23 protein-coding genes, 3 tRNA genes and 2 pseudogenes are annotated in these 25,495 nt (G+C 36.1%); 11 read left to right on the forward strand and 17 right to left on the reverse strand.

Going from position 1 to position 25,495, the window contains the following annotated elements; translation table 11 throughout:
* Nucleotides 1-107: 107 nt before the first annotated feature.
* Entirely contained in the window at nucleotides 108-473 is a 366-nt protein-coding gene (locus H5J24_RS12975; protein WP_232815568.1) for a hypothetical protein, read from the reverse strand.
* A 58-nt stretch (nucleotides 474-531) separates the two neighbouring features.
* On the reverse strand, nucleotides 532-1,176 hold the full coding sequence (locus H5J24_RS12980) for a glycosyltransferase family 2 protein (protein ID WP_232815569.1): 645 nt from the start codon (nucleotides 1,174-1,176) through the stop codon (nucleotides 532-534).
* Nucleotides 1,177-1,513: 337 nt separating this feature from the next.
* On the opposite strand from H5J24_RS12980, the gene H5J24_RS12985 reads away from it, so the two are divergent.
* The 3 genes from H5J24_RS12985 (at nucleotide 1,514) to H5J24_RS12995 (ending at nucleotide 3,279) form a co-directional block, all read left to right on the forward strand.
* The gene (locus H5J24_RS12985) at nucleotides 1,514-1,678 is read left to right on the forward strand and encodes a hypothetical protein (protein ID WP_232815570.1); all 165 of its coding nucleotides are present in this window, start codon (nucleotides 1,514-1,516) and stop codon (nucleotides 1,676-1,678) included.
* Nucleotides 1,679-1,970: 292 nt separating this feature from the next.
* Nucleotides 1,971-2,324, forward strand: a complete 354-nt coding sequence (locus tag H5J24_RS12990; protein WP_068939747.1) for an ISAon1 family transposase N-terminal region protein — start codon at nucleotides 1,971-1,973, stop codon at nucleotides 2,322-2,324.
* A gap of 19 nt (nucleotides 2,325-2,343) precedes the next feature.
* Nucleotides 2,344-3,279, forward strand: a complete 936-nt coding sequence (locus H5J24_RS12995; protein WP_185124649.1) for an ISAon1 family transposase — start codon at nucleotides 2,344-2,346, stop codon at nucleotides 3,277-3,279.
* 109 nt (nucleotides 3,280-3,388) lie between these two features.
* On the opposite strand, the gene H5J24_RS13000 is transcribed toward H5J24_RS12995, so the two are convergent.
* The 3 genes from H5J24_RS13000 to H5J24_RS13010 all read right to left on the reverse strand — a co-directional run bounded on the left by H5J24_RS13000 (nucleotide 3,389) and on the right by H5J24_RS13010 (nucleotide 3,739).
* Nucleotides 3,389-3,461, reverse strand: a tRNA-Lys gene (locus tag H5J24_RS13000).
* A 64-nt stretch (nucleotides 3,462-3,525) separates the two neighbouring features.
* Nucleotides 3,526-3,598 (reverse strand) — tRNA-Lys (locus H5J24_RS13005).
* Between the two features lie 68 nt (nucleotides 3,599-3,666).
* Nucleotides 3,667-3,739 (reverse strand) — tRNA-Lys (locus tag H5J24_RS13010).
* Nucleotides 3,740-4,020: 281 nt separating this feature from the next.
* On the opposite strand from H5J24_RS13010, the gene H5J24_RS13015 reads away from it, so the two are divergent.
* The 3 genes and pseudogenes from H5J24_RS13015 to H5J24_RS13025 all read left to right on the forward strand — a co-directional run.
* On the forward strand, nucleotides 4,021-4,296 hold the full coding sequence (locus H5J24_RS13015; protein ID WP_232815571.1) for a MarR family winged helix-turn-helix transcriptional regulator: 276 nt from the start codon (nucleotides 4,021-4,023) through the stop codon (nucleotides 4,294-4,296).
* 23 nt (nucleotides 4,297-4,319) lie between these two features.
* Nucleotides 4,320-4,475 (forward strand): hypothetical protein, encoded by a 156-nt coding sequence (locus H5J24_RS13020; RefSeq protein WP_232815572.1) that lies wholly within the window; start codon nucleotides 4,320-4,322, stop codon nucleotides 4,473-4,475.
* Nucleotides 4,476-5,218: 743 nt separating this feature from the next.
* A pseudogene (locus H5J24_RS13025) lies at nucleotides 5,219-5,495 on the forward strand (S66 family peptidase); the annotation flags it as partial.
* Between the two features lie 149 nt (nucleotides 5,496-5,644).
* Here the strand turns inward: H5J24_RS13025 and H5J24_RS13030 are convergent.
* From H5J24_RS13030 to H5J24_RS13050, 5 genes are all read right to left on the reverse strand, one after another.
* A complete protein-coding gene (locus tag H5J24_RS13030) occupies nucleotides 5,645-6,250 on the reverse strand; it encodes a DJ-1/PfpI family protein (protein ID WP_232816378.1) in 606 nt (201 codons plus the stop codon).
* A gap of 121 nt (nucleotides 6,251-6,371) precedes the next feature.
* Nucleotides 6,372-7,373, reverse strand: coding sequence for a GlxA family transcriptional regulator (locus H5J24_RS13035; protein ID WP_068942829.1), 1,002 nt, complete (start codon nucleotides 7,371-7,373; stop codon nucleotides 6,372-6,374).
* A 179-nt stretch (nucleotides 7,374-7,552) separates the two neighbouring features.
* On the reverse strand, nucleotides 7,553-9,037 hold the full coding sequence (locus tag H5J24_RS13040) for an efflux MFS transporter permease (RefSeq protein WP_232815573.1): 1,485 nt from the start codon (nucleotides 9,035-9,037) through the stop codon (nucleotides 7,553-7,555).
* Nucleotides 9,038-9,145: 108 nt separating this feature from the next.
* Nucleotides 9,146-10,204 (reverse strand): HlyD family secretion protein, encoded by a 1,059-nt coding sequence (locus tag H5J24_RS13045; protein WP_068942827.1) that lies wholly within the window; start codon nucleotides 10,202-10,204, stop codon nucleotides 9,146-9,148.
* A gap of 4 nt (nucleotides 10,205-10,208) precedes the next feature.
* Nucleotides 10,209-11,531 carry a TolC family protein gene (locus H5J24_RS13050; protein WP_068942826.1) on the reverse strand — a complete coding sequence of 441 codons (1,323 nt, stop codon included), beginning with the start codon at nucleotides 11,529-11,531 and terminating at the stop codon, nucleotides 10,209-10,211.
* Nucleotides 11,532-11,663: 132 nt separating this feature from the next.
* Between H5J24_RS13050 and H5J24_RS13055 the strand changes: the two genes are divergently transcribed.
* On the forward strand, nucleotides 11,664-12,461 hold the full coding sequence (locus tag H5J24_RS13055) for an AraC family transcriptional regulator (protein ID WP_068942825.1): 798 nt from the start codon (nucleotides 11,664-11,666) through the stop codon (nucleotides 12,459-12,461).
* Nucleotides 12,462-12,717: 256 nt separating this feature from the next.
* On the opposite strand, the pseudogene H5J24_RS13060 reads toward H5J24_RS13055, so the two are convergent.
* The 7 genes and pseudogenes from H5J24_RS13060 to H5J24_RS13090 all read right to left on the reverse strand — a co-directional run bounded on the left by H5J24_RS13060 (nucleotide 12,718) and on the right by H5J24_RS13090 (nucleotide 20,081).
* Nucleotides 12,718-16,199: pseudogene (locus H5J24_RS13060) on the reverse strand (glycosyltransferase family 117 protein).
* Between the two features lie 220 nt (nucleotides 16,200-16,419).
* Nucleotides 16,420-17,178, reverse strand: coding sequence for an SDR family oxidoreductase (locus H5J24_RS13065; RefSeq protein WP_232815574.1), 759 nt, complete (start codon nucleotides 17,176-17,178; stop codon nucleotides 16,420-16,422).
* A gap of 120 nt (nucleotides 17,179-17,298) precedes the next feature.
* Entirely contained in the window at nucleotides 17,299-17,688 is a 390-nt protein-coding gene (locus tag H5J24_RS13070; protein WP_068942823.1) for a RidA family protein, read from the reverse strand.
* A 98-nt stretch (nucleotides 17,689-17,786) separates the two neighbouring features.
* A complete protein-coding gene (locus tag H5J24_RS13075) occupies nucleotides 17,787-18,350 on the reverse strand; it encodes a Crp/Fnr family transcriptional regulator (RefSeq protein ID WP_068942822.1) in 564 nt (187 codons plus the stop codon).
* 10 nt (nucleotides 18,351-18,360) lie between these two features.
* The gene (locus H5J24_RS13080; RefSeq protein WP_068942821.1) at nucleotides 18,361-19,083 is read right to left on the reverse strand and encodes an SMI1/KNR4 family protein; all 723 of its coding nucleotides are present in this window, start codon (nucleotides 19,081-19,083) and stop codon (nucleotides 18,361-18,363) included.
* 188 nt (nucleotides 19,084-19,271) lie between these two features.
* Entirely contained in the window at nucleotides 19,272-19,460 is a 189-nt protein-coding gene (locus H5J24_RS13085) for a hypothetical protein (protein ID WP_068942820.1), read from the reverse strand.
* Between the two features lie 111 nt (nucleotides 19,461-19,571).
* Entirely contained in the window at nucleotides 19,572-20,081 is a 510-nt protein-coding gene (locus H5J24_RS13090; protein ID WP_232815575.1) for a TlpA family protein disulfide reductase, read from the reverse strand.
* A 440-nt stretch (nucleotides 20,082-20,521) separates the two neighbouring features.
* Between H5J24_RS13090 and H5J24_RS13095 the strand changes: the two genes are divergently transcribed.
* The 4 genes from H5J24_RS13095 to H5J24_RS13110 all read left to right on the forward strand — a co-directional run bounded on the left by H5J24_RS13095 (nucleotide 20,522) and on the right by H5J24_RS13110 (nucleotide 25,318).
* A complete protein-coding gene (locus tag H5J24_RS13095; protein WP_068942818.1) occupies nucleotides 20,522-22,855 on the forward strand; it encodes a TonB-dependent receptor in 2,334 nt (777 codons plus the stop codon).
* A gap of 3 nt (nucleotides 22,856-22,858) precedes the next feature.
* Nucleotides 22,859-23,662, forward strand: coding sequence for a DUF4249 domain-containing protein (locus H5J24_RS13100; RefSeq protein ID WP_068942817.1), 804 nt, complete (start codon nucleotides 22,859-22,861; stop codon nucleotides 23,660-23,662).
* A 451-nt stretch (nucleotides 23,663-24,113) separates the two neighbouring features.
* Nucleotides 24,114-24,800: a Crp/Fnr family transcriptional regulator gene (locus tag H5J24_RS13105; RefSeq protein WP_068942816.1), complete on the forward strand. Its 687-nt coding sequence runs from the start codon at nucleotides 24,114-24,116 to the stop codon at nucleotides 24,798-24,800.
* A gap of 119 nt (nucleotides 24,801-24,919) precedes the next feature.
* Entirely contained in the window at nucleotides 24,920-25,318 is a 399-nt protein-coding gene (locus H5J24_RS13110) for a VOC family protein (RefSeq protein WP_068942815.1), read from the forward strand.
* Nucleotides 25,319-25,495: the final 177 nt, after the last annotated feature.

A 25,495-nucleotide genomic window follows, 5' to 3' on the forward strand; every position in this document is an offset into this window, starting at 1 on the left:
TTCATCAAATATATAATTATATTATGATAAATAGATTAACACATCGTTAAAATATAAATATCCTGTTATTGATATAGCTTCCACCTCTTTATTTTAGTTCCTGAAAACTAAATAAGTTCTCTTAAAAACTTTCTATTTTGTTTTACAGAAGAGCAGCCCGGTCTTGAAAGAGCTGCTTTTTCATTATACTCATTAGCTTTTTTATAATCGCCTAAGAAAGACAGGCAGACACAAGCTTCAATATTAGGGATATATTCAAAGTAATCCAAAAATACAAAGCCTACTGAATGAGATTTTGGCAGTCTTGTTGCCAGATCAAACCATTTAAAAGCCTGATTATAGTCTTGCTTATCTTTATAATAATATCCTAATTCACAACAGATTTCCGGTCTGGGAATATCATATTCGAAACTTTTCAGTAAAGTAGGTAAGATTTTTTCTTTAGCACCATTTCTTTTATATTCTACAGCCAATTGTTGGCAGCAGGTAATTATATCCTCTATCCAGCCTGATCCTGATGCTAAAAATTTTTCAAAAAAAAGTTATTGCTTTATCTGTTTCATTGTGATCTTTCAATTCTCTTGCATAATAATACAGCTGTCTTGCAGAAAATTCTTTTCCACTCTCTTCTAAGGCTCTATATATATCAATATTTCTTGTCGAAATCACTTCAGATCCTTCTTTTTTATGCCAGATTTCAATATCAGTATAATGTATATTGCCTACCAAAGGAATACATTCATGAACAGGCTCAATCCATTGATAATTTTTGCTCTTTTTGAATAATCTTTCACGAGTTGAATAAAAAGCCGGATTATTATTTTGATCAAATGACAAAACGTATTTCATCGTGACAATCTCAACATCATCATTCAATTTATTTTTTAGTTCATTAATATCTTTGACTGATTTTTCTGGTACAACATCATCAGCATCCAACCACATCTGATAGTCCATAGTAGCTTTAGAAAATGCAAAATTACGCGCAGCAGAAAAATCATTAATCCATTCAAAATCAAAAACTTTATCTGTAAATTCTCCAGCAATCTGTTTAGTTTTATCAGTAGATCCTGTATCTACTATAATGATTTCATCAGCAAATTTTGCCGCACTTTCCAGACATCTGCTTAAAAATTTTCCCTCATTTTTAACAATTAAGCACAAACTTATTCTCATGGACTTCCAGTAATTTTATGGATATAAATATACTCGTATTAATGTAAATATGAATAGGCATTCCTTAGACTCTGCATTCCGGAAATACTTCTAATATTCATAACGTTTATTTTTCATGAATAAAACAAGTGTAAACTTGTATAAAAATTCCTTCTGAAGATGTTCATAAATATCAGAAGAAAGTTGAGAAAGCGATTAAAGTCCATCAACAACTGGTTCAAGTTATCATTTAACAGGTGAAGAAACTTACCTTTTATTTTTTCAAATACTTCTTCTCCAGACTTCTTATTAGCCTTAAAATCAATATTTGTTTTTTTCAAATAAATTCATTATATTGATGGATGAAAAAAATGAACGTCAGGACAATATAACACATGCTGGCAAAATTAACGAAAGAACAAAAGCATTAGAGGTTCTAGAACAAGCAAAGAAAGTACAAGGAAAAATAAAATTTCTCCGTCAGGGAGCTGGGAGAAACTTCAAACCAAAAAATGAAGAATAAAGAATATTCCTGACCTTTAATCGCAATTGAACGAGTAAAATCCCAAAAAACTATTTATAAAAAGAAAAGGAATTTGAGATCAAGTGTAGAAACTCGACAATCTGATCATAATCATCTATTAAAATTGGTCAGTTTAATCAGAATTAACAATTACTCTATCACAATCTTTTATAGTTTTTTTGAAAGTTATAGCTAAGCCTATAAAAAAGCCTGTAAATCATTTCTTTTACAGGCTTTTTTAGGATCAGTCTCAAAAGTTGGGGGGAATGTTAAGTTGGTGTATCTTTGAATTATGTTAAGCGATCACGAACTTCTTAAATTACTACTTCCAGAATTTTTAGTTGAAAACTTTGATATCCTCAAAGCAGAAGAACATAATGGTGAACTTCATATCTATTTTGAAGAAAAAAACAGTATTCCACAAGAATTTAAAGAACGGCAGTTGGAATCAAAGGGTTTTCTCGCTGAGATTATTGTTGATGATTATCCATTACGGGGTAAAATCGTAAAACTCCATGTGAAAAGAAGAAGATGGACCGATAAGTCATCAGGAGAAATCCTTCAAAGAGATTGGCAGCTTGTATCGAAAGGCACCCGCATGACTAAAGACTTTGCGGGTTTCTTAAAAAAAATTAGCAGATACTAAAGCTCTTCCCCTGAAGGTCATCGCAGAGTTCTTTGGAGTTAAGGCAAAGACTTTTCAAAGACAATATAAAAATACACTCAGCCAATACAAAGACTGGAAATACAGAGATCATGCAGATCAGTGGGTTGTTTATCCTGACAATCTTTCAGATTCTTTATCTTTAGATGAAGTGGCTTTATCTGATGGAGAACTTTATACAGTCCTTACCTCTAAGAAAGCAAAAGGACAAAAAGGTAGTATTGTGGCTATTATAAAAGGTACTCAGAGTGATTTTATCATAGAGCATCTTTTGAAAATCAACAGAAGGCTTCGGATGATGGTAAAAGAGATTACTTTGGATATGGCCGGTTCAATGAAGCGTATTGCGAAAAGATGCTTTCCCAATGCCTGCCTGGTGGTAGACCGTTTTCATGTTCAAAAGCTAGCGATAGAAGCTCTGCAGGAAATCAGGATCAAATATCGTTGGGAAGCTATTGAAATGGAAAATTCTTTTGAAGAGCAATATCCTGAAAGGCAAGTCTTTGAAAACGGAGATACCCGGAAACAACTTCTGGCAAGAAGCAGATACCTGCTTTATAAAAGCCGGGAAAAATGGACTTTATCCCAAAGGCAGAGAGCCTGTATCCTTTTTGCTGAATATCCTGATCTGGAACAAGCTTATCAGTTAACGGATAAACTTAGAAAAATTTATAATCAGAATATTTCAAAATCTATTGCGATGACTAAGCTGGCGCATTGGTTCAAAAACGTTGAAGAAGCCGGATTTAAATCGTTTTCTATCTTAAGAAAAACAGTAATGAATCATTACAGAGATATTTTAAACTTCTTTGATAAAAGAAGCACTAATGCTTCTGCTGAATCTTTTAATGCGAAGATCAAAAACTTTAGATTACAGCTTAGGGGTGTAAAAGACAAAACTTTCTTTCTTTTCAGATTAACCAAACTTTTTGCTTAGCCCCCAACTTTTGTACCTGATCCCTTTTTTATTTTTATATCTTGAGGATACTAAGCACATACATTATCAACATAAAAAAAGACAACCTATTAAAAGTTGTCTTTTTAAGTGACCCGGCTGGGATTCGAACCCAGGACCCATACATTAAAAGTGTATTGCTCTACCAGCTGAGCTACCGAGTCGGCCATTTACTCTTTCAAGTAATTTTTTTAGAGAAAAACTACCTAAACAGCAGTTTTTTGATTGTGACCCGGCTGGGATTCGAACCCAGGACCCATACATTAAAAGTGTATTGCTCTACCAGCTGAGCTACCGAGTCGGCCACTTACTCTTTCAAGTAAATATTTTTTAGAGGAAAACTACCTAAACAGCAGTTTTTTTTGTTTGTGACCCGGCTGGGATTCGAACCCAGGACCCATACATTAAAAGTGTATTGCTCTACCAGCTGAGCTACCGAGTCGGCCACTTACTTTTTTAAGTAAATCCCTTTGTTTAAGGGACTGCAAAGATAGTAAAATATCCTTTAGACCCAAGTTTTTTTAGGCTTTTTTATCATGAAATTTCACCCCAAATCAGCAAATATCTGTTTATAAATTAATTATGCAAATGATTTTTTTAATAAAATTTTATCAAAACACAATTACCGTCTTACCAATCTAAATTCTTTGCATGAAAATTATTTGCTCATCTTAAAAATAAAACATATCTTAGTTACTAAGATAATTAGTAAATAAAATAAATATGATCAAAGATATTCTCCACCAATTTCGGGTAGCAAGCCGGCAATATTCAGACGCTTCCCTTTTTATGCATGAAGCAATTGCAAGAAAAGCAGGACTGTCCAGTGCCGATCATAAGTATCTGGGACTTATTTTACAATATGATTCTATTACAGCGGGAGATATTTCAAAACTCACTGGACTTACAACCGGTGCAGTAACAGGATTAATAGACCGTTTGAAAAAAAAGAACTTCTTGAAAGGCAATTCACTAAAGAGGATCGAAGAAAAGTTCTGATCATCCCCAATCTTAAAAACAGCATGAAATTGCTAGGATCTGTTTTTGAAGAATTACAACAAAAGACAACTCAACTGATTTCGACTTTTTCGGAAGCAGAAATTAAAACCATAGAGCGCTATTTTAAAGGAGCTACAGCAATCATGCAAGAAACTACAACTGACTTAGACAACAAATAATACATCCCATGGAAAGCTTAACGACACCCGAAGTAATACGTGCAGAAATATGGCTCTGCATTACTACCCTGCTCTATTTCATGATGAATGGAGCCCAGCTCTTTGAAACATTCTTATTTGTTCCCAAGTGGGTTTCCTCACCACCGGAAAATTTCAAATTGCTTCTGAATGGGAATGGAATAAGTCTAAAGCTATTTTGGATTCTATTTCATTCAATACACGAAATTGCCTTCATTCTTGCCCTCTTTTTTGCTGGAAAATAGATCCTGTAAGAAACTGGCTTTTAATCTTATTTATTATACATATTGCAGTAAGATCCTGGACACTCATCTTTTTCGCTCCCCATATCATCGATTTTCAAAGAATGGCAGAGACTTCTATTATTCCAGAAGATCTAAGTTCCAGGACTTCAGCCTGGCAAACACTTAATTATGTACGTGTTGCTATTTTCATTGCCGTTTCCATAGGTTTAATCCCACTGTGTATCAAAGTATTGAATTTAAAGTCATAAAATAAGTAAGTTCTAAACGGAATAAATGAAAACATCTATCTATCAATATTTTAACAACTTAGCTTGTATTTCTTATCGAGATGTTTTATTTTTGAAGGAAATGAGATAACAAATCTTTACATGATTTATCTTTCAATGGATTCATCAACATCATCTCAGTTTTCTGTTTATCATTCGATATTTATGAAGTTAATAACCCAAAAGATTATCCGATGGTGATAAAGTCCCTGGTTATGTAAGATATTGGCTTCGGAATTACGCAGCAATGGGAATTCTGAAAAAATGCCAGAGGAATTATTTTCGGACGTCCTTACGACAATCTTTATGCTCAGGAATATGAAACTGAGCTGTTGAAAGTTCTGGACGAAGAGGGCTTAGATGATCTTCCGGTGATTACACAGATGGATTTTGGACATACCTGCCCTACTTTCACCATTCCTTATGGAAGATTAGCAGAGATTAACTGTATAGACAAAACGTTTTCTATTCTGGAAAGCGGAGTTTTGTAATTGTATAAAAAGAGACTCGGCGGGCCAAAGGCCCGCCGAGTCACTACAACTACTCCATCCCATATTCTCTCGCAGATTTTGCGATTACGCCAATCTGTAATCTTTATAATTAAATATAATTTGTGATATTTGTGAATATAGTCTGGTGATTAGTGTTTAAATTCCTTTTGCTGGTATTCAAAAAGAGTTACAATAGTATCTGATAATTTTTTTCCATGATGCTTTTCAACCAGATATAATGCAGCATCTATTCCTGCTGTTATTCCTGCTGTAGTAATCAGCTGTCCCTGATCTACAAACCGAGCATCTCTTTTCACAATACTCTGAGGATTATACTCTTCCAGAGCATCCAGCAGCATAGAATGGGTTGTAATTTCATAATGATTCAATATTCCTGTTTTAGATAAATGCATACTTCCTGTGCACACTGTAAAAACAGTAGTTCCTTTATCATATTGTTCTTTTACCCAACTCATTACAGTATTCTGAAAATCATCATCCTGCAGATATGCCATCACATAATCCGGATTTGCTCCCGGAATTACAATCATATCCGGCTGAGGAACCGTTTGTACATCATACGTCGGAATGACGGCCATTGTATTAGCTTCCATAAATACAGCATCTTTGGTTTTTCCTACCGTATAACAATTATAGCTTCCTTCAGCTATAACATTGGCCTTAATAAAGACGTCTAATGGGCCATTTAAATCAAGTGCTTCTACCTGATCGTAAATTAAAAATGCCACATTCATTGTTTTTTCATTTTGCTCTTGCTTCATCATGATATTCTAAAAAATTAATAGTTTATATTAAAACACAGTTCTCCCTCTGACGGTTGACTATCAGCTTTAATCATTAAAAAAGTAAAAAAAATTATTCTGTTCCTTTATAGCTTTTCCGGTATTGTGACGGAGAAATGGAGAGGTATTTCAAAAATAAACGGCGAAGAGAGATAACATTATTGAAACCTGACTTTTCAGCAATCACTTCGATACTCATATCTGTATATTCCAGCATATTTTTGGCCTGATCCAGCCTCATTTTTTCAAGAAACCGGCCAGGTGTCATTCCCGATTCCCTCAGAAATACCCTTGAGAAATTACGGACACTCATATGCACAGATTCAGCCATAAATTCTACACTGATGGCTTGCCCCAGCTTATCTTTCAGTAAATCTCTGATTCCCTTTGTGAAGGGTGATAACATTTCATAATCAGAAATCGCATTTCCAAATTGAGATTGTACTCCGGATCTTTTTAAATGCAGGACAATATGCTTGGCTACTTCCGATGCTAATGGTTTTCCCAAATCTTCTTCCAAAAGTGCCAATGCCAGGTCTATTCCGGAGGAAACACCTCCTGAAGTGTATGTTCCCTGATCGCAAATAAAAAACGGATTGATGTTCACATCCAGATCAGGATAAGTTCGTTGCAGAATATCAGCATATTTCCAATGCGTAGTTACCTGCTTTCCAGTCAAGAGACCTGCTGCTGCTAAAACAAAAGCACCTACACAGACTGAACCTAAACGTCTTACATTTCCTGTAGTATTTTGCAGATAGTCATAAAGATCAGGATTGATTTCATCTAATGTTCTAAGGTCCGTACCGGCAACCAACAAAGTATCTATCGGAAAATCTATATCATAAATCGTATGGCTGCATGTCAAAGGGATTCCAGATCCGGAATATATTATTTTGTCTGAGGTTCCGGATATAAGATGAACCTTATATTTTAACCCTGTATTATCATCTGGTAAAAAGAGATTAGCTGCGGTGAATACATCACACGGACCGGCAACATCCAATAACTGAACCTGTGGCAAGATCAAGAGTGCTATATTTTTTATTCCAGTGTGCTGTAATGCATTTTCCATGTCTCCATTCTGTATGATGCAAATGTACTGAGAATGTAATGTGGCTGCAATGACAAAAAACAGACAATTTCGGCCATCTCTTATTTTTATCCCTGAAACAAAAAGAGACTGCCTTAAAAGGCAGCCTCAGCACTCTCACTATAAAATTAGCTAATAAGCTATACTTTTAAACTAAATAATTAGGCAGGCGATAACCTGCGGGATTTCAAATAAAGAGCCGTACGGTTCAGATATGGAAAAAGAAGAATTAATAGCAGAGCTCCAGCAAGAAGCCATACCATCATTTCATAATAATCCATCGCAAAACGTACATGATCCTGAACATTCAGCCTTCCCATCAATAATTTATTAGATGCTTTTACAGCATGATCTTCCAGCATTCCTTTAGCAGTAAGTTTGGCAGTCTGCTTATGAAGAAAATCTTTTACAAAAGGGTCAATCTTTGTTATATGGTCCTGAAATGCATTATAATGGCGGCTTTTTTCAAAGAGTTCAAAAAAATTAATCAAAGCAATACTGGCACAGAAACCTAAATAACGTATAGCCAGGGCCGTTGCTGCAGCAGAAGGTCCGATCGAAGCTGGGACTGAAGATATAATGAAAATAATCGTTGGAACCATGATCAATCCAACTCCTAATCCCTGAAGAAATAAAGGAATATAATAATTGAATTCATCAGCCTGTACATCAAAAGAATAATACATCAATGCATGAAACAGAAGCAACATTAAAAATCCGGGAACCCAGATATACTGAATCTTTCTCTTCTGCAAAACCATACAACAGGCAATGATAACCCCTATCACTAACCCGGAAAGATTGAAAATATTGATATAGGAAATATAAAATGGGTCAAGATGCAGTTCTGTCGCAAAATAACTATTGGTAATTCCTGAAGCAAAACGGCAGATATACATCACAAAAAGAATTAATAACCCTACTTTAAAATTTCTATATCTGAAAACCCTAAGGTCTATATAAGGTCTTTTAATCGAATTCTGACGAAAGACTGATATCCCAACCAACGCCAAAATAGCAATAACACTTCCTAGAATTCTGGTATCTTCCTGCCAATAATATTCCTGTCCGAAAATGGCTATATATCCTATCAGTACCAAAATTGTACTGAAAACAGCAAAGCTCTGCCAATCCAGTTTATACAAATGAAATCTCACATTAGGCCTGTAATTCGTCATGGCCAGCGTAAGGAAAATAAGACCCGGCAGATACGAAAAAATAGCAGTTTTATAAACAATATTAAAATTATAGGAATCTATAAGATCTGCTGTAATCAGATTATTAAAAGGCAATGCACAGATCAGAATTCCAAAGAATACGGAAAAACTTATTTCCCTTCCTCTTTCACTACTCAGCCGTGTAAAGATCAGAGTGAGTGAAAGGTTGACATTTCCAGCAAATAACATTCCCTGAATGAAACGAACGGGAAACAGGACATAAACCTCCCGGGTAAAATAACAGATCAAACAGGCGGCAATCTGCAAAGTAGTAAATAACAGAAAATATTCTTTTGCGGCCAGAAAGCTGAAAAATCTTCTTTCCAGGCTGTAAAATCCCACATATCCGGCGTAAAATAATGCTACTGAAAACTGAATATCAGCAGGTTCACTTCCATAATATCCTGCTGCCGCATTGATGTTGGTCAACGGCAGGAAAAAATATGATAATTCCTGGTAAGGTCATGGAAAAAAGGATAATTTTCACCAGCCATTCCGGTGCCCATCTTTTAAAAAAGGGCATTTGTCTTTTAGCCATTAGGAATGCTTTTTATGGGCATATACGTTGACGTTCATTCCCATTTTGAGAATATCAATATCTTTTCTTTTTCCATCTACTCTGATTCTTACAGGAATACGCTGTACAATTTTCACATAGTTTCCTGTAGAGTTATCAGGAGGCAGTAATGAAAAACTTGAACCCGTTGCCGGTGATAATGAAATGATGGTACCCTGAAATTCTTTGTCAGGATAGGAATCTGCAATGATTTTCACATGATCTCCGATTTTCATATCCTTAATCTGGGTTTCTTTATAATTGGCCACCACCCATTTATCCGTTTCGTTATTCACGATAAAGGCAAGCGTTTCTCCGGCATCAATCATTTGCCCGACTTCAACGGTTCTTCGTCCCATTCTTCCATCATACGAAGCCACTACTGCCGTATAGCTTACGTCTAATTTATGACGGTCTAATAAGGCTTCCAATCTTACAATTTCTGCCTGCACTACAGCCTTTTCAGTCTGAATATCATTAATTTTAGATACAGAAGCAGCGTAATTATCCTGGGAAGATTTATAATCACTTTCATTCACATCCAAGGTGGCTTTTACATCTTCAAGCCTCTGTTTCGTAGCAGATTCTTCATCATAAAGTTTTTTATAGCGATTGTAATCAAGCTGTTGTTTCCAGACTTTTGCTTTATTTGCATCTACTTGTGCCTGTGCAGCGGCGGCTTCTTTTTCTGTAGTTCCGGTAGTACTCTGTAAAACTTTTAATTCTGCACGGGCCTTCTGAAGAGCTGCCTGTGTTTGTTTTTGTTGAAGCACATATTCACGATTATCGATCAATAAAAGAGTATCTCCTTTTTTAACTTCCTGATTTTCTTCAAATTTCACCGCTACAATGAATCCGCCTGCTCTTGAGATCACAGGGTTTACATATTCCTGAACCTGGGCATCATTAGTTTGTTCATATCTGTAGTAATTTTTTAAGGTAAAACCGCCCCAGACAGCAAGTGCGGCAACGATTAAAACGGAAATCCATCCTGTGATCTTTGTGATCAGCCTGTCGGTTGGGGTATATTTTTTTTTCATTGTATTATAAAACGCCTGTGATATTTTGTAGTAAATAATAATTGTTTTGTGCCATGATTTTCGCAGCTTCCAGCTCAAATTTTGTCTGAAGAAGCTGTATGTCTGCATCTAAAAGCTCTGTGATAAGAGAAGTTTGGTTGAAATAGGTATTTTTGATGATACGTGCATTTTCTTTGGCCTGAACAACATTGATTTCAGCAACTTTGATCTGCTCCAATGCTTCCTGGTAACGTAAATATGCTTCTTTCACCTGCTGTCTTACTTTATCCTCCGTGTCTTTGTGTGCTACTTCCTCTTTTTCAAATTCCAATTCGGCCGCTTTTACCTTTTGAGTATTATGATAGAGTGAGGATATTGAAAATGAAGCCTTAATACCTACAATTCCCAGCGAGTACCAATACGGATTGTAAGGATAAAGGAAAATCTGCGGATTCGCATAGTAGAATTCACCATACATTCCGATTTTAGGTCTTACATTCGCCTTTATCTGTTTTAGTTTAAGGATACTCAATTCTGTTTGCTGTTCAGAAACATGGTAATCGAACGAGTGATCCAGCGCCAGTTTCAAATAATCAGCATAGGTTGCACTTTCATTCCATTGATTAAGTGGGACTTCGGGAATAACTACTTGTTCGTCCGGAATTCCAAGGATGATATTCAGCTTCTGAGTTGCAATAAGAATATCATTTTCAATGGTAACCAAAGTCATTTTACGTTTGGAAAGCTCTAATTCTATTCTTAAAACATCACTTTTCAAAACCACTCCATTCTTATATAAAGATTGTATTTCTTTAAGCTGTGTCTTTTGGTCTTCAATATCCTGTTTAATCAGATCTCTGAAGATTAATGTTTTCTGTAATTCAAGATAAAGGGCAGCTGTCTTGTAATGAATGTCGGAAATGGATTGATCTTTTTGAATATTCTTGATCTTTTGAAGGGTCTGATTCTCCTTGATTTTAAGATTGAGTTTATTTCCGTTATAAATGTTCAGATAAAAATCGGCTCCGGCTCTGTAAAGGGTGTGGATCACCTCGTGTTGGGTAGGTTTGGAAAAAATTCCGTTTTCATAGATAGGAATATTGGACGCTTTTTCTGCCGTTCCTTTAACTTCTATTTCCGGAAGTCTTTCTCTTTTGGCATCTTTTACTTCGGCTTCGGCAATGTCTACATTGATGGTTTTGATTTTAATATGACGGCTGTTTTCTTCAGCTCTTTGCCATGCGTCTTTTAGGGAGATCCGGATGGTATCATTTCGTGGACTGCCTGTCTGAGCTGATAAAGTGTAGAAAGCTCCCAACATCAGCAGTCCGGTGACATAGATTTTCATTTGAATTTTTCGAATTATTGCACTGCAAATTTATTGGCAATCTGGAAATTTTATTTACCTAAAATAGTCAAGTTTTACATGATTCCGGCCAAATGATTATATTTGTATTTTCAACAATATTTTCGTTTTGATATGGGATTAATTGCAGCACTTCCGGACATTGACAAACATGATAAAAGTGTCTTCGTCATGCACGAAAAATCAGAAAAACTAATTCCGTTTCATAAACATACCAAAGGTCAATTAAGCTATGTAGAAGGCGGTATTGCTTATATTACCATCGATAACCGAACCTATGTAGTACCTGCCAGACATTTCTTCTGGATCCCACAAGGAATGGAGCATATCCTGGAAATTGGCCACAATGCAACTGTCTTGCGTTCGCTTTATTTTTATGCTCATGATGATATTTCAGATCCATTTTACAGTCGATTGGGCATTTATCCGGCATCAGAACTTCTGATCCAGATGATAAAATACACGGAGATGTGGGACGAAAAACATGTTACCGAAAAAGATGAAAATTTTGAGTTCCTGGTTGCTTTAAAAAAGATTCTGCCTAAAACCCATAAGCAGCCCTTACCTATTATCCTTCCTGCTACCCACAATAAACAAATGATGAAAATAGTCTCTTATCTGGAATGGAATATGGGTGAAAAGCTCACTCTTTCCAATGTAAGCACAAGATTCGGATTGAGTGAACGTTCTATGTCCCGATTGTTTAAAGCCGATATGGATATATCCTTTCTCCAGTATCTGAAAACATTAAGGATCATCAAAGCTATTGAGCTGCTCCTCAATACGGATAAACCCATTAACGAAATTGCCGATGATGTGGGCTATAGTTCGATCAGTGCTTTCAGCGATACCTTTCATGAGTTTACACAATCCAGGCCTTCGGATCTTAGGAAAAGCAGTAAGGCTTTTTGATCATTTATTGATAAAACCGGTCCTTTATTTGAATTTCAACTCTTTAGCTTTTAATGTGCTCTGTTCTGCTTTCAATTAGTTCTCATTTTTAAAAATAAAAAAAAGCCTTTAAATATTAAATTCAAAGGCCGTATTAAAAAAACCATTAAGCAGATAAAATTCAGAATGTACAAGGTAAAATCAAAGATTTTGAAACGAAACTATAAAAACAAAAATCCTTTGTTCTGAAAGCCTTTCTTAATGGTTATATTTTCTGTTATTGTGTTGCTTTCACGATTGCTGTAGTGATTTCTATTTCTTTTTCTTGGCATAAGTAGAGTCAAAAGATTCCATTACATTAAATAAATATTGATAAAAAGGGGTAATTTGCTGAACGTTTTCAGATTCTTTCATTGCTTTTTCTTTCTCCATTTTCTGAAGTCCCTGTATAAAAACATTGAACTTTTTATCAATAGGTTCTATAGATTTCAAAAGATAATGTTGTGCTTTATCATTTTGATCCAATGTTCTGTAGGCTTCCATCACAGCAGAAACAACAACAGCATATTCCATAGGTTTGGACCTCATCTGCTTTCTGGAAGCAGCCCGGAACCCAGGAGAAAGACTTAGATAATAATCATATTCATTAAAGATTTCTTTTTTAAGACTCTCAGCCAACTGAAGACCTCTCTGTTCTTCACCAGCAATAATATAAGCCGTAATAATCAAACTTAATGAACGCGGATCATTATATCTTTCAGCTGGAATTTCCTTTGCGACAAGGTCCAGCAGCTCTAAAGCTTTTGTCTTTTCACCAACCGCAGCCAATGCAGAAACGGCTCTGCTCACCGACATTCTATAGCCCATAATATTGGATGTTGCACTCTCATCATAATAAATACTCAGATCTTTAAAGTTACCCCATCTGTAATTTTTCACTACATTATAAAGTGAATGAGCATCTACCCTTCCTTTATCACCATCCTGACTCTGAGGTGTATGGATAGGAATCAATCTATAACTAAAACCGTCAAACTGCAGGTAATTATCAAGGTAAAAGATATTCTCACTGTCATACATTCCTCCGGAGGAGAAATTTATAGGGCGTTTCCAATCGAAATGAGCCAGAATATCAAGCATGATAAGATGACTTTTATAAAGAGTATTCGCTTCATAATTAATCGTAATCTGATCCACTGCATTCGGAAGGTCAGCCTGATTAATAATCCCTGATTGTACAGCATTTTCCTTATTCACAGGAAGAATAAAGTTGTGTACCGGAATAATATTATATTTCTCATATTCTTCTTCTCCAAAATACATTTTCAGTAACTCATCTTTTGCCGGAGATTTATATTTCAGAAACTTAATGGCCTCTTTTAATGTCATTGAATCCTGAGTCAGGAATTTTTTAAATTCCTGAAATTCAGTTTCAGGCGCTCCTTGCTCTTTTAACATAGCAAAAAGTCTTTCCCAATCTTCTTTTTCATCAGATACACCTGGTCGTTTACTCCATCTCTGTAATCCTCATGTTTTAGTTCACCAGGCACTCCCATCGCATGGTAGGTCTTTCTTTTACCTGATCAATATTCCACGGAGTCGCCAACAACGTGAAATTCACGGTTTTCACATCATCCCGAAACCTTTCCGTCTCCTGAATTCCCCAAACCGGATAGGTATCATTATCTGCATAGGTAAAAACAATACCGTTTTTAGGCAATGAAGCCAGGAAAGAATAAGCTGAATCATAAGCTGCGGATTTCTTGCTACGATCGTGCGGAACATAATTCTGGAAGCCCATCATAAAAGGAATTCCTAGCAAGATCATTCCTAACCCAATATGAGCAGCATTAGATTTTATCCTGGATTGAATAAACCACAGAACAGCTCCGGCACCTAAACCAATCCAGATGGCAAAAGCATAGAATGACCCTACCATTGCATAATCTCTTTCTCTTGGTTCAAATGGCTTTACTCCTGTATAGAAAACAATTCCGATACTGGTCAGAATAAACAACGAAAAAAGTGCATAAAATCGTCCAAAATCTCTGTTCAGCTGAAAAAAGAAACCAATGAGTCCCAGTATAAGCGGCAGAAAAAGAACTTTACAGTACTTTCATTTTTAAATTGAGCCGGGATATTATCCTGATTACCCAATAAAGCATTATCAATGAAAGAAAATCCTGAGATCCAATTTCCGTGGGTATTTTCCATATGTCCCTGAAAATCATTCTGCCTTCCAACAAAATTCCACATCAGGTATCTTACAAAATAATATCCGTTCTGAAAGGAGATAAAATAATCCATATTCTGGGCAAAAGAAGGCCTCTGTACATTAATAAGATCATAAGGTTTTACCTTCATATAATCTTCAACCGTGATGGAATCATCTTCATATTTTGCCCTTAGTTCATCAAAGATCTGCTTAGCCTGCGGATTCTCTGCTACATCCTCGTTATCATAATTGAAAGTAAAATCGGGAGCGCCATACATAGCAATATAATTGGCCATTACTTCTTTGTCCTCGCTGAACATCCTGGGCATAAAGCTTATATGGGATTTATTATACACATAATTAAACCGCTCTCCTGTTTTTCTGTAGGTTTTAGTTTTTTCATCCTTTTCATAGATTATTCCTGTAATTTCCCTTTTATAACTTCCATCTTCATTTTTTTCCAAGCCTTTTCTGTCCAGAGCAGCAGTATAATTCTGCCCGTAAACAGTTGGCCAATCTCCATACTGCACTCTGTTATAATAATCCTTCATCCCAATGGCTGTATCAGGATCATTAAGGTTCATAGGCGGATTAGCGTTTGCCCTGATCGGAATCACCAGCCAGCACGAAAAACCTATTATCATATACACTACAGATAAAACAATCGTCTGATAAATGTTTCTTTTTGTTTTTCTGGCATATTTAATCATCAAATAACAGATGACTGCCATCAAAATAAAAGCGACAACCGTCCCGGAATGAAAAGGAAGCCTCAACCCGTTTACAAAAAAGATCTCCAGCTGCCCAAACATCGTCATTATCAATGGGAAAATAATTTTAAAGACAAATGCAAGAACACCCAGTGTGATAAGATTAGCAATGATAAAACTCTTCCAGGTAAATGTATATTTTCTGGCATAATACACCAGACATACTGCCGGAATAGCCAGCATACACATCATATGAACTCCCACAGAAAGTCCAAAAATAAAGAAAATAAGAATAATCCACCGTTCACTGTCTATCGCTTTATATTCATTTTCCCACTGGGTAACCAGCCAGACTAAAAGTGCGATAAACAGAGATGCCATTGAATATACTTCTCCTTCTACCGCAGAAAACCAAAAGGTATCTGAAAATGTAAAACATAACGCTCCTATAGCTCCGGCAAACAAAATGGAAATCTCCTGATGCCTGGTAATATCTTCAATATTCTTACGTAAAAGCCTTCTTAAAAAATGAGTGATAGTCCAAAACAGAAACAAAATCGTCAATGCACTGAAAAGCGCCGACATGGCATTAATCACAATAGAATAATTGCTGCTGTTCCCTAATGCTAATATGCTGGCCACAGCTCCTACAATCTGGAATAAAGCAGCTCCCGGTGCGTGGGTAACTTCAAGCTTAGCCGCGGAAGCGATATATTCTCCACAATCCCAGAAACTCAGGAAATGTTCCATGGTAGAGAAATAGGTAATCAATGCAATAGAAAACAGGAACCATCCCAGTACGGTGTTCCATTTTTTAAAAGACCAGTTTTTCATATCATATTTTCCAATACTAAGATGACAACTGGCGGAAAAGAACTATTACATCAGACTGTGATATTTTTTTAAAATTGGCTGGAAGCTTGAAGAGGGAGGCTGGAAGTTACTATCAGACTAAATATTCATGGAGATTATCTTTAGAAAATTTCAATAGATAAACTATGGTTTGTACTTCAACGATTTCCCACTCCCAGCTTCCAGCTTCCTTTCTTATAATTTAATACGAATTATTCAACCCACCATCCAAAGGAACACTCGCTCCGGTAAGATAAGAAGCATATTCTGAAGCGAGAAAAGCTACCAGATGACCATATTCTTCAGGTTTTCCGAATCTTTTCATTGGAATTTTGTTTTCACGGGCTTTCTTAATCTCATCGGGAGAGGCATTTGTATTTTGAGCCTCATGATTCACTAATTTCTGAATTCGTTCTGTATCAAAATATCCGGTTAAAATATTATTGACGGTAATATTATGCTGCGCTACTTCATTAGATAAGGTTTTTGCCCATGCTGCCACTGCAGAACGTATGGAATTGGAAAGTGCCAGATTCCCGATGGGTTCTTTTACAGAGAGTGAAGAAACATTAATAATTCGGCCATTTTTATTTTCAATCATATATGGTAAAGCCAACATAGTAGTTTCACAAACGGTTTTAAAAAGAAGATCAAAAGCTATTTGATAATCACCAACACTTTTTTCAATGGCAAGTCCTGGTTCCGGACCATTGGTATTATTTACCAAAATATCTATGGAATGGGTACTAAAATATTCTGCAACAATGTTCTTATAGTGCTCAAAATCAGAAAAATCAACCACCAGATACTGATGTTTCTGTTCTGAATTGACTATTGGCATTGAAGCTATACAATTCTTAAGTTTCTCTTCGTTACGAGCCATTAGGGTTACATTAGCCCCACATTTTGCCAGTTCAATGGCAATTCCTGCTCCGATTCCCTGTGTAGCACCTCCTACCAATGCATTTTTGAAAAAAGTTGAATATTCATACCCATTATTTGATTATAAATTAGCTTACATAAAGGTAATAAAAAAACCTCCAAATACATTGGAGGCTAAGTTTTAAAACGGATCATAGGGCTACTTAACAACTGTAGCTTCTAATTCTACTGTCAAGGTCTCAAATAAGCCACTGACTTCAAGCATCGTGACTGCCTGTTCAATGTGATGAGCAGCAATCCATTCCTGAAGAATAGGAAAATGAGGCCATAGTTCCTGGGTTGAAGTAGTATAGATATTTAATCTGACAATTCCCCTGCACTCATACCCAGCTGTTGTAATGACTTCTTCAAGATTGGCTATCGCCTGCTCCAGCTGACTTTTCATATCTTTATTACTGGAAGTACCATCCGGGTCAATGGCTGCCTGTCCTGAGCAGTATAAAGTACTTTCTGCATTCTTTACTTCTACAGCCTGTGCATAGCTTCTTTCATTCTGCCATTTCCAAGGGTTTACGATTCTTTTTTCCATTGTTGAATTTTGTTAAATGTTACTATGCAAAATTGCAGAATAGGATAACAAAACTCCGTGACCGTCCTCACGATTATGGAGTGAGGGAGATCACAGTTCTATATGGATAAACGGCTCAGGGTTTCCCGCGAAACTCCCAGATAAGATGCCAGTAATGATTTTGGGACACGCTGTACCAGAGACGGATATTTTTTCAATAATTGCTCGTAGCGTTCTTTTATTCCGGTTGTCATGGTAGAAATAATTCGTTGTTGTGCTGAAATAAATCCCATATAGGCTTTTTCCAGAAAGAAATGCTCCATTTTAGGGTGAATACTGCAGATTTTTCTATAATCCTCAAGCGTAAGACATAGTACTTCTGTATCTTCCAGGCATATCAGTGACATGGTTGCCTTTTTACTGTGATAATAAGCGGGAAAATCGGTTTCCCACCAGTCTTCCATTGCAAATCCTACAATATGCTCTTTTCCTGCACCATCAGTATAAATTAATTTCAGAAGACCTTTCAGGACAAAGTAATTGTAGGGCACAAGCTCTCCTTCCTGTACTAAGAACTGGTGTTTTTTGTATTTTTTATAGATAAAACAGGAGGATATATATTCAAACTCTTCATCACTAAGAGGAAGTATTTTTTCGATATGGGTTCTTAACTGATCCGGCATATTCTATTGTTTATGACTCCGAAAATTCTGTATAATTAAAACTTCTGTTCAAGTATTCAGAGGCGATCTCCTTATTTAAAATCTCTTCTACTTCATCAAATGTCACCAACCCTTCTGTTTCAAATGAGCCACCATTAGGAACATTATAGGTATATTCAAAAATATCACGTTGATAAATGGTATTCAGGATTTCTACCTGTCTTGCCGTAAGATAAGCCTCATGTGTTTTTAACTGATTGAAGAGGTTTTGCTTCAGATCTTTTTCTTCCTCTTCATAAAACATAGAATCTTCATTGATCTCTGCTACCGATTCGAGGAGCTGACGAAAAATAAAATCCTGAAAATTTCCGGCTAATACCTCAGCTTCTTCATCATCGTGAGGAATAAGTGTCACAGGAACTTCCCCATTCTTCTGCAAATCAAACTGAAAAACATACAGATCTCCGGCTCCATTCTGTGCAAATGGAATGAACTGATAATCTGAATGGATATTTCTGTAATCTTCTTCATCAGACATTTCATCAATAGAGGTTTCAACAAGTTCCTGGTCATTCCAGATTTCAATATCAAATCCAAATAAAAGTAAGGGCGGATTTTCTTTTAGCTTCGGAAAAGTATCATAATACCAGTTGGATCCGGATACGCCCCAATCCAGCATATTATTTTCAGCTAATCGCCTATAGATTTCAGGGTACTGAATAGTATATTTTTGTTCTAATTCTGCTAAATTCATTGTTTTTTTTTATAATTTGATTTGATTCTTTTATATTATCCCAACATATCGCACATACAATTTTGTAATCGCAATCCAAAGACCATTGATCCTGTTCTTCATCTGTCCTGGTTTTGCTAAGTTTTTGTTCACATTTATTGCCCCAAGCCATACCTTCCTGCTCATATTCGTGAAAACCTATCGGATCATTACTGCCTCCAAGAAGGTGTCTGCATATTAATTTCAAATTCTTCTTTGATAGGAATAACATTATTTTTGATGGGAACTTCCCGGCATTCAGGAAGCTGAAATTTGTCAAAAATATTTCCCTGTTTGTCTATTACTGAGAAATAATAATCTTCCTTAGGATGAAAGGAAAGCAAGGTGTACAAATTCATATCTCTAATTTCTCAAAGTGCTTATTGTCTTATTTTATTTCAGTAATCCATCAATTTGTTCATAAAAAGAAGCTTTACTATAATCAGCAACTCCGGTATGATGAAGCCGGATTACTCCTTTTTATCCAGTACAACAGTAGTAGGCAGTGAACCGTTATAAAGTTCTCCAGGAATGCTGCCCGCAGGAGTTATAAAAGGAACTGTAAACCCTTTTTCTTTTAAATAGGTTTTTCCCAAATTCGGATTATCATCAAGATTTACGGTAAGGAATACCATATCAGAATGGTTTTTATATTTTCCGTATAGCTCTTCAACCGATGGAAATTCGGCACGGCACGGAGGACACCATGAAGCCCAGAAGTTGATAAAAACTACTTTATCTTTCAGATGAGAGGGATCAATAAGAGTTCCATCTTCATTCTTCAGCATCAAACCTGTATAGGCCACTGTATTTCCCGGTCTCTCCTTAGATTCGGAAATTCTGGAATTGAGAATTCCTGTGGATGCTACCTGTCTCATCAGCCAAGCCTTCGCATCCGGGTTAATCAATATGATTATGAACACCCCTGTTAATAATATAGTGGAAAGGTTACCCATGATCCACTTTTTAAGATTTCCCATACTCTTTAATCATTCTTCACAGGCAAGATAAGTTTAAAATTTGGATTAAGAAGGTTTAAAAAAGGAAAAAAATTATACTTCAGACCCAACATTTGAACCATTCAAAGTTAAAATATTAAACAATTAAAACTATTTTTTAATAAAAAATTAAATAAAGAAATAAAAAACCATCAATTCATTCACTTACAGTTTTCCCCATCATAATTCGTTTTTCATTCAATAAAAACACAACAACTTAAAGATCAATCAATTTCCAATAGCAAATTCTCATAATCTTTAGTATTAACATTTCCAGAAACACTGATTAACAATAGAAAAAACATCTTTTTTCCAAGAATAGAGGCCTTTTGCATGTAACTAATTCCTTATTCTGTCAACTAATCATCAGGAAACGATAAATAAGTTACTATAGAAAAGGTCTACTATTTTAAAAAAAACTAATGCAAACATCTTTTTTAAAAATTACCGCAGCCACTGCTGCGCTCTGTTTCAGCACTGTGATGATGGCCCAACAGCAAACCCACTCCATAAGCGGAACAGTAAAGGATAAAAAAAACGGCGAATTGCTGATTGGTGTAACAGTAAAAGTAAGCGATAATCCTTCGATTAACGTTGTAGCCAATGAATATGGTTTCTATTCTCTATCGCTTCCTGAAGGAGATCACACCATTATAATTTCTTATCCAGGCTATACAGATTTTGAACAACAGATTAAAGTTGATCAGAACATGAAGCTGGATCTTCTTCTCAATCCGGAAGAGCAAAAATCCAATACAATAGATGAAGTGGTTGTTTCCGGTGTTAAAAAGGATAAAAATCTTTCAAGTGCCCAGATGGGAACTGAAACATTGAATATCAAAAACATAGAGAAACTTCCTGTACTATTTGGGGAAAAAGATGTTATGAAAACCATACAGCTTCTGCCGGGGATTAAAAGCAACGGTGAAGGAAGCAGCGGATTCAGTGTACGAGGAGGTGCCACGGATCAAAACCTGATTCTTCTGGATGAAGCTCCGGTGTATAATGCTTCGCATTTGCTTGGTTTTTTCAGTACATTCAATAGTGACGCTCTGAAGGATGCCAGCATTATCAAAGGAAATAGTCCGGCTCAGTATGGTGGACGTCTTTCTTCCGTAATGGACGTGAAAATGAAAGACGGAAACAACAAAAATTATAATATCAACGGTGGAATCGGACTGATTAGCAGCAGGCTGAGTGTAGAAGGACCGCTTCAGAAGGAAAAGTCTTCTTTCATCGTATCAGGAAGAAGAACATATGCTGATTTATTCCTCAAATCTTCTAAAGATTATAAAGACAACAAATTATATTTTTATGATCTTAACCTGAAAGCTAATTATCAGATCAATGAAAATAACCGACTCTATATTTCGGGATATTTCGGAAGAGATGTATTAGGGTTAGGAGATACATTCAATACCGATTGGGGAAATACCACTGCAACATTACGATGGAACAGTATTATCAACAGCAAATTGTTCTCCAATACTTCCCTTATCTACAGCAATTATGATTATAAAATCAGTCTGAAAAATAATGAAAGTGAGTTTAATTTAAATTCAAAGATACAGGACTGGAATCTTAAACAGGACTTTACCTGGTTTGCAGGAAACAAGCATTCTGTACGTTTTGGCCTGCAATCTATTTATCATACGCTGACACCCAGTAGCGCATCAGGAACCATTGTGAACTCTTTCTCAAGAAATCCAAGGTATTCATGGGAAAACGCAGTGTATATTAATGATGATTTTAAAGCAACTGAAAAGCTGACCATCAATTATGGGATGAGACTTTCCCTATTCAGTGTATTGGGCGGAGATACTTTCAACTCTTATGAAAATGGCATGCTTACTGGAAGCCAGTATTTAGAAAAAGGAAAATTCGGAAAAACATATACCAACCTTGAACCTCGTATTACTGCAAATTACCGAATTAATGAAGTGAGCAGTGTGAAAGGAGGTTATTCCAGAAATACCCAGAACCTTCACCTTTTAAGCAACAGCAGCAGCGGAAATCCAACAGACCAATGGATTGGAAGCAGCTATTCAGTAAAACCTGAAATTGCAGATCAGATCAGTGCGGGCTACAGCAGAAATTTCAATAACAACAATTATGAGGTGAATGCTGAAATCTATTACAAATCTATGCAAAACCAGATCGACTTCAAAAATGGGGCTCAGATTGGCTTCAGTACTGCTGCGGATGTAGAAAGCGAACTGCTATTTGGGAAAGGAAGAGCTTACGGGCTGGAACTTATTGCCAAAAAGAAAAGCGGAAAGCTGACAGGCTGGATTTCCTATACTCTATCTAAAACTGAGAGAAAGATTGATGGAATCAATGATAATCAATGGTACAACGCCAGAATGGACAAAACCCATGATCTTTCTGTAGTGGCTACCTACCAGCTTAATTCAAAATGGACCCTTTCCGGACTCTTCCTTTACAGTACAGGAAATGCAGTAACTTTCCCTGTTGGAAAATATGAACTGAACGGACAAACGATATTCCAATACAACAGCAGAAATGCTGACAGAATGCCTGCTTATCACAGAATGGATCTTAGTGCCACTTACGAACCGGAATCAAACAAGCGTTTCCGCGGATCATGGACGTTCGGAATTTACAACCTGTATGGCCGTGAAAATGCCTATACTATCAATTTCGAGGACAACCCGAACAATCCGGGAACAACCCGCGCCATGCAGACTTCCCTATTTCGCTGGGTTCCTAACATCACTTACAATTTCAAATTTTAAATCATGAAAAAAGCATTCTTTATCATATTATCTGCATTTGCATTAACGTCTTGTGAAAAAGAGATAGACCTGGATCTAACCGACCAAAGTGGAAATATTGTCATTGAAGGAAATGTTACAGATAAAAACGATGCATATATCGTAAAAATAACCAAATCTGTTGGTTTTGCCCAACCTAATCAATATCCGGCTGTTACTGATGCCCAAGTTATTTTAAGTGATAATACCGGACAAACAGAAACACTGGAATATTCAGGAGGAGGAGAATATAAAACAAGTACTTTTCTTGGTGTACCCGGGAGAACTTATACTCTTAAGGTTTTGGCAGAAGGAAAACAATACACCGCTCAAAGTACTATGCCTGAAGCTGTAGAACTGGAAGGTCTTGTACAGGATACTTTTATGTTTGGGAGTAAAAAAACATACACTCTTCTGCCTGTTTTTACAGACCCTGCAGAATTGGGTAACCGCTATCTATTAAGTTTTACTGTCAATAATTTGTCTAAAAAGTACATCAGTGTGCTTTCTGACAACTTAAACAATGGATTACCCAATCAATGGACTTTGGGACTTCCGAATGACGATAATAAAGGAAGAGATCATGAAGTAGTGGTTGGTGATGTTATTCATGTTGAGATGCAGTCCATCGACACTAATATATTCACCTATTACAGTGCCCTTCTTAAGATCTCGGAAGGATATGGCGGCAGTGTTACCCCTGCCAATCCGCCAAGTAATATCAGCAATGGAGCGTTGGGATATTTCTCTGCACATACAGTAAGAACAATGGTTACACAGATTCAATAAACTATCTTATATATTATACAATAAAAAGCGGTTATTCCAAGATACTGGAATAACCGCTTTTCATTGTATTGAGTGATTTAAATGCATTGTATGATAAGTTTTAAAAACACTCATCCTAAAAACAACTGGATAAAATAAATAAGTAAAAAAAATAATTTAGAATGTCAGCAACCGCTGTGAAAAACATGTCGACTTAAATTTTTACCCAGTGTTCTTAATATCGTTTTAGACAAGGATTAGTACACTCAAATACACTCCTTTCTCTCTTTATGTATAAGATTAATGGCTGATATTTACCTAGCTAAACAGATAGATATCCTTATTCAAAATCTATTTTATTACTTTTGTAAAATTAATTCGTTCGGGCAGAAAATCTGGTGATTTATATCGGTTTAAAATGTGATTTAAGTTACAAACTGAGCGTTTATTCACTAGCCTGCGTAGAAAAATTATGATCTCAAAATTTATTTTCAACAATCAGTATCTTTTTGATGAACTTCCTGAATATGATAAGGATTTGCTTCTAAAGGCCATGAAAACTAAAAACTATCGTAAAAATGAGGCTATATTTACAGATGGTACAAAGCCTAACGGTATTTACTATCTCAATGAAGGGAAAATAAAAAAATATAAAGTAGATAATGATGGCAGGGAACAGATCATCTATATCTACAGTTCCGGGGAGTTTTTCGGATATTCGGCCATTTTGAGCCATGAATCTTATGGAGATACCACTTCCACTCTTGAAAATTCTGTGATCTCTTTTATTTCGAAAGACAGTTTTCTCGAAATTTTAGACCAATCCCCTGTTTTTTCGAGGCTTTTATTAAAATCTTTAAGCCATGAATTCAGTGTTATGGCAAATCTTATTGCCATTTTATCTCACCGAACCGTCAGAGAGCGGGCTGCCTTAAGCTTACTCATCCTTCACGATAAGTATAAATCCAATGATATTCCTGGAGAAGAAGTACTGATTTCCCTTTCACGGGTAGACCTTGCCAATATGGTAGGAACTGCCAGAGAAACTCTTGCCCGCATTCTCAATGATTTCAAGCAGGAGAAACTGATCAGATCAGAAGGAAGAAAAATACAAATCCTTGACTGTAAACAATTAATACATATTGCTAATTTTTATTAATCAACCAATTCCGCTATCAACCTTGAAAAAATAGTTTTCCGGTTTTAAAATCCTACTGACATCCTGTTGTCATAGCCTGCTCTTAATTTTGTATCAAATTATATTAAATACAAGATTATATGAAATTAACATCGTTAAGAATCATCACAAAAGACATCAAGCAATCGGTTCAGTTCTATGAAAAAGCAATGGGACTGGCAGCCCAATGGTACACTGAAGATTTTGCTGAGCTTACTACCAGTTCCATTACCATAGCTATTGGAAGCACACTTACCATGAAAATGTTTGGAGGTACACATCTTACAGAATCCAAAGGTCCTACCCGTACGATTATCGAATTTTTAGTCGCTGATGTGGATACGGAATATGAAAAAATAAAGGCCCTTACAGATCATATTATACAGGAACCTACCACAATGCCATGGGGCAACCGCTCTCTCCTGTTCTGTGATCCGGATGGAAATATGATTAACTTTTTTAGTCCGGTAAGCCCGGAAGCGATTCAAAAGTTTAGTTAAAGATGGAAGCCGGAAGATGGAGGATGGAAGCTACTTTTAGTCACCTAATGGATCACTGTCTATTGTAATACTTACTTGGCAAGTTAGTATTGTTTAATATTTTCCGGTTTTCTTCCCCCTTAAAGGATATATTCTCACTGGTTTTACTTTTCTGGTTATACAATTTTTCGTAAGTTA

Origin of the sequence: Chryseobacterium capnotolerans (genome assembly GCF_021278965.1) — a bacterium.
GTDB lineage: Bacteria > Bacteroidota > Bacteroidia > Flavobacteriales > Weeksellaceae > Chryseobacterium > Chryseobacterium capnotolerans.